The following is an 8,564-nucleotide window of genomic DNA, read 5'->3' on the forward strand; positions in this document are numbered from 1 at the left end:
TGCATAACTATATGGCAGAACCTGTGGGAGCGAGCTTGCTCGCGATGACGGTGTGTCAGTGATAGATAAAAATCTGACCTGCCGCTATCGCGAGCAAGCTCGCTCCCACAAGGGCTTCGAGAATGGCACGATTGTGGCGAGGGAGCTTGCTCCCGCTTGAGTGCGAAGCGCTCACTGTTTTTTGGGGCCGCTGCGCGCCCCAGCGGGAGCAAGCTCCCTCGCCACAAAAGCGGCAAGCCACGGTCCTGTGTGCCTAGCGCTCGTGCAACGCCTCGGACCGGGCCTTGATGATGGGCTTGAGCAGGTAGCTGAGCACGGTTTTCTTGCCGGTGATGATGTCCACCGACGCCACCATCCCCGGGATGATCAGCAAGGGCTTTTCAGGCGTGCCCAGGTGGCTGCGTTCGGTGCGCAGCTTGATGATGTAGTAGGTGGTTTTCTTGTCTTCATCGGTGATGGTGTCGGCACCGATTTGTTCCAGCTTGGCTTTCATCCCGCCGTAGATGGTGTAGTCGTAGGCGGTGAATTTCACCGTGGCGTCCTGGCCGGGGTGCAGGAAGGCGATGTCCTGGGGCCGGATTTTCGCTTCCACCAGGATGGTGTCGTCCAGCGGCACGATTTCCACCAGGTCGCTGCCGGGCTGAATCACCCCGCCGATGGTGTTCACCAGCAATTTGTTGACGATGCCACGCACCGGCGACGTCACCAGGGTCCGGCTCACCCTATCTTCCAGGGCTTTGCCGGTGGCCTGGGCCTTGTTCAGGTCGGTGCGTGCTTCGTTGAGTTGGGTCAGGGCTTCGCTGCGGAACTTGCCGCGGGTCTCGTCGATCTTGCGCTGCACTTCCTTGATCGCCGATTCGGCGCGAGGGATCGCCAGCGTCGTGGCGTCCAGTTGCCCACGGGTCTCGACCTCGGCGCGCTTGAGCCGCAGCACTTCCACGGGCGATACCGCGCCCTGAGCCACCAACGGCTCGGACATATTGATTTCCTGGCGTTGCAGCGCCAGGCCGGAGCGATACTGCGCCTGCTTGGAGACGAACTCGCGCAGTTCCTGCTGACGCTGGATCAACTGCTCCTGCAAGCCACCGATTTCATCGTGCAACTGCTGGCGGCGGCTGATGTACAGCGACTCTTCGCTGGCGGCCTGGCCCGGCACAGCCTTGAGTACATCGGCCGGGAAGTTCAGCGGGCGGTCATCGACCTCGGCACTCAGGCGCTCGACCCGTAACAACATGGACAGCCGATCAGCCTCGGTCTCGCCGACGTTGGAGACAAACCGCGTGTCATCCAGGCGAATCAGCGACGCGCCGGCGTCGACAATCTGCCCTTCCTTGACGAACAGCTCAGCGACGATGCCGCCTTCCAGGTTCTGGATCTTCTGGATCTTGGACGATGGGATCGCCTTGCCGTCGCCCTTGGTCACTTCGTCGATCTCGGCGAAGTTGGCCCACAGCACCAGAAACACAAAGAAGCCGATGATGCCCCAGATCGTCAACCGCACCACCCGCGGAGCGTCCTCGATCAGGGCTTTGTTGACCTCGGGCAGCGGTTGGCCGTGCAGCGAGTCGGAACCTTTGAAATAGCGGCCCACCGCGCCCTTTAAACCTGACTTAAGCAACACTGATCTGCCCCTTCTTCAACGCTTCCATGACAGCGGCTTTCGGGCCATCGGCGAGGATCTGTCCACGGTCGATCACCAGCAGGCGGTCCACCAGCGACAGCAAGGAGGCCCGGTGCGTCACCAACAGCACGGTCTTGTTTTCCACCACGGCGGCCAGGCGCTGTTTCAGGCGTTCTTCACCGGTGTTGTCCATGGCGCTGGTGGGTTCGTCCAGCAGCAGGATGGGCGGGTTGAGCAACAGCGCGCGGGCCAGGGCGACGTTCTGGCGCTGGCCACCGGACAGGTTCTGCCCGCGCTCGCCGACTTGCAGTTCATAGCCTTGCGGATGCAGGCGGGCGAATTCATGCACACCCGCCAGTTCCGCGGCCTGGAGCACCAGTTCGTCTTCGACGTAACGGGCGCCGGAGGTCAGGTTGTCCCGCAGGGTGCCGGCCAGCAACTGGATGTCCTGGGGCACGTAGCCAATGTTGTAGCGCAGCTCGCTGACGTCGATCTGGCGGATGTCCACGCCGTCCACCAGCAAGGCGCCGTCATCCGGCTGATACAGGCCCACCAGCAATTTGGCCAACGAGCTCTTGCCCGAGCCGCTGCGGCCGATGATGCCGATTTTCTCGCCCGGCTTGATCACCAGGTTGATGTTCTTCAGGGCAGCGTTCTGCTGGTTCGGGTAGGTGAAGTTCAACTGACGGCATTCAACGGCGCCCTGCAATACCTTGCGGCTCAGCGGACGCTCGTCGAAATTGCGCTCCTGGGGCAGTTCCATCATCTGGTCGACCGAGGTCATCGTCACCCGCGCCTGCTGATAGCGGGTCAGCAGGCCCGACAGCGACGCCAACGGGCTGAGGGCGCGGCCGCTGAGCATGTAGCAGGCCACCAGCCCACCCATGCTCAGGTTGCCGGCGATGATCAGGTAAACGCCGAAGACGATCATGATCACCCCGGCCAATTGCTGGATCAACAAGGTGATGTTCATCGCCAGCCCGGACAGCATCTTCACCCGCAGTTCGAGACGGCTGAGGGTGCCGATGGTCTGTTCCCACTGGTATTGACGCTCGCTCTCGGCATTGTTGACCTTCACTGCATCCAGGCCGGCCAGGGTCTCGATCAGGCTGGACTGCCGCTCGGCGCCCAGGGCCATGGTGCGCTCCATTGTCGCTACCAACGGCTTCTGCAAGGCATAGCCGATCAGCAGGGCAATCGGGAACGCCAGCACCGGAATCCACACCAGGTGCCCGCCGATAATCGCGATGACCATGAAGATCAGCAGGGTGAACGGCAAGTCGATCAGGCTGGTGAGGGTCAGCGAGGCGAGGAAGTCCCGCAGGCTCTGGAACTCATGGATGTTCTGGGCAAAGCTGCCGACCCGCGCCGGGCGATACTTCATGGACATGCCGACGATGCGCTCGAACAGCGTCGCCGAAATGATCAGGTCGGTTTTCTTGCCCGCCAGGTCCAGACACAGGCTGCGCAGCATCTTGAGGATCAGGTCGAACACATAGGCGCCAGTGATACCGACAGCCAGCACCCACAGGGTCGATTCGGCCTGGTTCGGCACCACGCGGTCGTAGACGTTCATCACGAACAGGGGCGCGGCCATGGCGATGATGTTGATCAGCAGGCTAGCGGCGATGGCATCGGCGTACAGCCAGCGGGACCGTTTGAGGGTGTCGCGAAACCACGAACGCGCCCGGGGAATGAGCGTGCCGTGGTTAACGTCAAATTTATGCTGCGGTTGGGCGAAGAACACCTTGCCGCTGTAATCATCGGCCAGCAGTTCGCGGCTGATGGTCACCTCACCGCCGTCGCTTTCGCTGAGCAGCAGTCGCGCCTGGTCGTCACCGACCCAGCCCAGCAGCACGGCGCTGCGGCCGTCCTTGAGCAACAACAGCGCCGGCATGGCGATGGTCGGAATCTGCTCGAGCTTGCGTTGCAGCACCCGGCCTTGCAGACCGGCACGGGCCGCCGCGCGCGACAATAATTCGACGCTCAGCCGTTGCTTGGGCAGCGGCAGGCCGGTGGTGAGCATCGCCGCGCTGGCCGGCTTCTGATGCAGCATGCAAAGCGCCAGCAAACCGTCCAGCAACGGGTCGTCGTGCAGCGTGCGCGGGTCATGAACTAGTTCGACTGGACTGACTTCTGATTCCACGCTCGGCACTCTGACTGATTAAAACAGGTTGAAGACTCAATTCATCCCAGGCAACTGGACCTTGGGTTTCACGTCGTTCTGCACAACCGATGCCAACGGCGCGACCACACCCTGGCTTTTCAACAGCTGGCCCATGGTTGCCTTGATCCGGTACTGGGTGAACAGCTGCACATTCTTGATTTCCGCCAGGCGACGGGAGGCGCTGAACAGCTCGTTTTCGCTGTCGAGCAAGTCGAGCAGGGTTCGCTCGCCGAGGCTGAACTGCTTCTGGTAGGCGGTGCGCACGTTGGCGCTGCGATCCACGTATTGCTGGGCTACCGGCACCTGGGCGTTGGCGTTGTTCAAGGCGTTCCAGGCCAGGCCCAGTTCTTCGTTCAACTGGCGCAGCGCGTTGTTACGGATGTCCAGGGCCTGGTTGGACAGGTACGACTTGGATTCCAGGTCGGCCTTGTTGCTGCCACCGGCATACAGGTTGAAACGCATGCGCAGCATGGCCTGCCATTCATTGTTGTGGCCGTTCTGGCCGTCCAGGTCGTTGTCGGCGGTGCGACCCAACTCGGCGTCGAAGCGTGGGTAGAAGCTCGACTTGGCGGCTTCGTACTGTTGCTCGGCGGCGGCGATGTCGGCTTCGGCCGAACGCAGCACCGGGCTGTTTTCCAGCATCTGGGCGCGGGCTTCGGTCAGGTTGGCTGGCAGCAGTGCCAGAAAATCGGCTGGACGCTCCAGTTGATCAGGCAGTTGGCCGACGGCACTGAGGTAGTTGGTCTCGGCATCGGCCAGGTTGGTTTGCTCGGTGATCAGGTTGTTGCGGGCCTGGGCCATGCGCGCTTCGGCCTGGTCCAGGTCGGCGCCGCTGCCCACGCCACGGGAGGTGCGCAGCTTGATCTGGTCGAAGATGCGCTCGTGGCTCTTGAGGTTTTCCTCGGCCAGGCGCACGAACTCGCGACGGGTCAACACGTCCAGATAGACCTGGGCCACCGTCAACCCGGTGCGCTCGGAAGCGTCCAGCAACGAGTAGGCACGGGCATTGACGGTGGCTTGTTGACGCCCGACTTCGCTGGACGTCGCAAAACCGTCAAACACCATTTGCGACAGGCGCAGGCTCGACTCGCTGCGGTTCAGGGTTTCCCAATGGTTATTGCCGCCCGACCGGGTGGTGACGCTGTCGGTGCCTTCACGACCATACCCGGCTGCAAGGTCCACTCTAGGCAGGTAGCCGCCCTTGGCCGCCTTGAGTTGGTAATCCGCCGCGAGACGGCTGTTCACACCGGCCTGGATTTCAGGGTGGACATCCAAAGCCTGCTGCATGGCCTGCGGCAAGGTTTGTGCTTGTACGAAGCTAGCGGCGAGGGCGAAGGGTAAAGCCTTGAGCAGGTGCGAACGCATGGTTGGATTATTCCCAGAACTCTTGTCTTGAATCACAGCGAAACGTGGCGCTGCATCGGATGATGGCAACCGGAATGACCGTATGTCGGAAAGTTCAAAACAGGAGCTGGAACACGCACTGAAAGAACAGGTCGCCGCTTAAATATCAATGTGACATTACGGCGGCGATTGTTTAGGATGGCCGGCAGAAGGTCAATAGTTTGGCACAAACAAAATATTCGGAAAAACGCAGCCAAAATATTGACATCAAAAAGCGTCAAATAACCTTACTTTGTGAACATAAACGTCCAGACCGCTGCTGCCTACAAGCCGCCGGGTCCATGGAAGTCTACTGAGCGTGGCACCCGGAGAGTCTTCAATGAGCAGTGTTATTGCCGTTGTCAAAAGCATTGTTGGTCAGGTTTTCGTCGTATCCCCAGAGGGCATCCGGCGCGTACTCATTGAAGGTGATCGCCTGAACGTAGGCGACCAGTTGGACACCGGCCCTGCCGGCGCCGTCACATTGGAACTGGCCGATGGCCGCACCCTGGACCTGGGGCGCGACACCCAGTGGAGCGCCAATGCCCCGGACTCGTCCACCGACCTGGCCCAAGCCACTGCCCAGGCCGCGCCGTCGGTAGAAGAGCTGCAACAAGCCATCGCCGCTGGCGTCGACCCGACGACCGCCCTGGAAGCCACCGCCGCCGGCGCCACTGCCGCGGGTACGGGTGGTGCCGCCGGTGGCGGTCACAGCTTTGTGGTGCTGGATGCCACCGCCGGCAGCGTCGACCCTACCGTCGGTTTCCCAACCGAAGGCCTCGCGGCGGCGGCCGCCACTGATGACAACATCCTGGGTGGCGATACCACGGATACGACCGCCAACGCCGTGCTCAATGCGACGATGACCCTGAGCGCCACGCCGACCCTGACCGAGGCCGGTGGCGTGCTGGTGTACACCGCGACGGTCACCCAGGCTCCGCAGACCAACCTGACCGTAACCTTGTCCAACGGCGCGGTCATCGTGATCCCGGCGGGTCAGCTGACCGGCAGCGTCAACGTTCCACTCGCACCGAATGACACGGTCTACAACGACCCAAGCCAGATCAGTGTGACCGTCACTGGCACCACCGGCGGTACCGGCATCGCCGTGACCGTACCCACCACGCCGGCCGTGACCCAGATCACCGACACCGTCGACACCACCACCGTCACCCTGAGCGCGGGCAATACCGTCACCGAAGGCGGCCAGATTACCTACACCGCGACACTGACCAACCCGGCTCAGACTCCGGTGACCGTGACCTTGAGCAATGGCTCGGTCATTACCATTGCTGCTGGCCAGACCACGGGCACCGTCAACGTCGATACTCCGGCCAATGACGTCTACAACAATGGCAGCACTGTCAGCACCACCATTACCGGTGCGACGGGTGGCAACTTTGAAAACCTGGTGCCGAGCACTGCGCCTGCGGTCACCACGATTACTGATTCGGCGGATACCACTGGCCTGACTTTGACTGCCAGCAACACCATCACCGAAGGCGGCCAGATTACCTACACCGCCACTCTGACCAACCCGGCCCAGACTCCGGTGACGGTGACCTTGAGCAACGGCTCGGTCATTACCATCGCTGCTGGCCAGACCACTGGCATCGTCAACGTCGATACTCCGGCCAATGACGTCTACAACAATGGCAGCACTGTCAGCACCACCATTACCGGTGCGACGGGTGGCAACTTTGAAAACCTGGTGCCGAGCACTACGCCTGCGGTCACCACGATTACTGATTCGGCGGATACCACTGGCCTGACTTTGACTGCCAGCAACACCATCACCGAAGGCGGCCAGATTACCTACACCGCCACTCTGACCAACCCGGCTCAGACTCCGGTGACCGTGACCTTGAGCAACGGCTCGGTCATCACCATTGCTGCTGGCCAGACGACCGGCACTGTTAACGTCGAGACGCCGGCGAATGACGTCTACAACAACGGCAGTACGGTCAGCACCACCATTACCGGTGCAACAGGTGGCAACTTTGAGAACCTGGTGCCGAGCACTGCACCTGCCGTTACTACGATTACCGATTCGGCCGACACCACCGGCCTGACACTGAGCGCCAGCGAAACCATCACCGAAGGCGGCCAGATCACCTACACCGCGACACTGACCAACCCGGCTCAGACTCCGGTGACCGTGACCTTGAGCAACGGCTCGGTCATCACCATTGCTGCTGGCCAGACGACCGGCACCGTTAACGTCGATACCCCGGCTAATGACGTCTACAACAACGGCAGCACGGTCAGCACCACGATTACCGGTGCAACCGGCGGCAACTTCGAGAACCTGGTGCCGAGCACTGCGCCTGCGGTCACTACGATTACTGATTCGGTAGACACTACCACCGTGACGTTGACCGCCACGCCGACCGTGAATGAAAACGGCACGATCACTTACACTGCCACGCTGACCGATGCCGACGGCAAGCCTGTCACCGCGCAGAATGGTCCTGTAACGGTCACGCTCGATAGCGGCAAAACCATCACCATCGCTGCCGGCGCAAGCTCGGGTGTGCTCGATGTCGCTGTGGGTAACGACGTGTACCAAGGCCCAACCACCGTTACCGAGTCGATTGCCTCGGCATCGGGCGGTAACCTGGAAGCTATCGCCCCAAATACCGCTCCAGTCAGCACCGTGGTCAGCGACGTCAACGACACCACCACCGTGACGTTGACCGCTACGCCGACCGTGAATGAAAACGGCACCATCACTTACACCGCCACCCTGACCGGTGCCGACGGCAAGCCTGTCACTGCGCAGAACGGTCCGGTGACCGTCACGTTGGACAGCGGCAAAACCATCACTATCGCAGCGGGCGCAAGTTCGGGCGTACTGGATGTGGCTGTCGGCAACGACGTGTATCAAGGTCCGACCACCGTCACCGAGTCGATCAAAGATGCATCCGGCGGCAACTTGGAAGCCATTGCTCCAAATACTGCCCCAGTCAGCACCGTGGTTAGCGACGTCAACGACACCACCACGGTGACATTGACCGCCAATCCGACCGTGAATGAAAACGGCACCATCACCTACACCGCGACCTTGACCGGTGCCGATGGCAAACCCGTCACCGCGCAAAACGGCCCGGTGACCGTGACGTTGGAAAGCGGCAAGACCATCACCATCGCCGCGGGTGCAAGCTCGGGCGTGCTCGACGTAGCCGTCGGCAACGACGTGTATCAAGGTCCGACCACCGTCACCGAGTCGATCAAAGATGCATCCGGTGGCAACCTCGAAGCCATCGCGCCGAACACCGCTCCGGTCAGCACAATCGTCAGTGATGTCAACGACACAACCACCGTGACGTTGACCGCTACGCCGACCGTGAATGAAAACGGCACCATCACTTACACCGCCACCCTGACCGGTGC

Annotated in this window: 4 protein-coding genes; 1 reads left to right on the forward strand and 3 read right to left on the reverse strand. The window is 61.5% G+C overall.

All coding sequences use genetic code 11. The annotated features are described in order from the left end of the window. Positions 1 to 253: 253 nt before the first annotated feature. From AC3A5O_RS02335 to AC3A5O_RS02345, 3 genes are read right to left on the reverse strand one after another with little or no spacing between them, the layout of a single operon-like run. Positions 254 to 1,621 (reverse strand): HlyD family type I secretion periplasmic adaptor subunit, encoded by a 1,368-nt coding sequence (locus AC3A5O_RS02335; RefSeq protein WP_109751853.1) that lies wholly within the window; start codon positions 1,619 to 1,621, stop codon positions 254 to 256. Next, a complete protein-coding gene (locus tag AC3A5O_RS02340) occupies positions 1,611 to 3,767 on the reverse strand; it encodes a type I secretion system permease/ATPase (protein ID WP_122565366.1) in 2,157 nt (718 codons plus the stop codon). Before AC3A5O_RS02340 ends, AC3A5O_RS02335 begins: the two co-directional genes overlap by 11 nt. Positions 3,768 to 3,803: 36 nt before the next feature. Continuing rightward, positions 3,804 to 5,153: a TolC family outer membrane protein gene (locus AC3A5O_RS02345; RefSeq protein WP_122565123.1), complete on the reverse strand. Its 1,350-nt coding sequence runs from the start codon at positions 5,151 to 5,153 to the stop codon at positions 3,804 to 3,806. 358 nt (positions 5,154 to 5,511) lie between these two features. Here AC3A5O_RS02345 and AC3A5O_RS02350 point away from each other — a divergent pair. Then, positions 5,512 to 8,564, forward strand: a 3,053-nt coding sequence (locus AC3A5O_RS02350; protein WP_487752818.1) for a retention module-containing protein, incomplete at its 3' end; no start/stop codon positions are given.

Source organism: Pseudomonas sp. Soil_N_39, assembly GCF_057655955.1.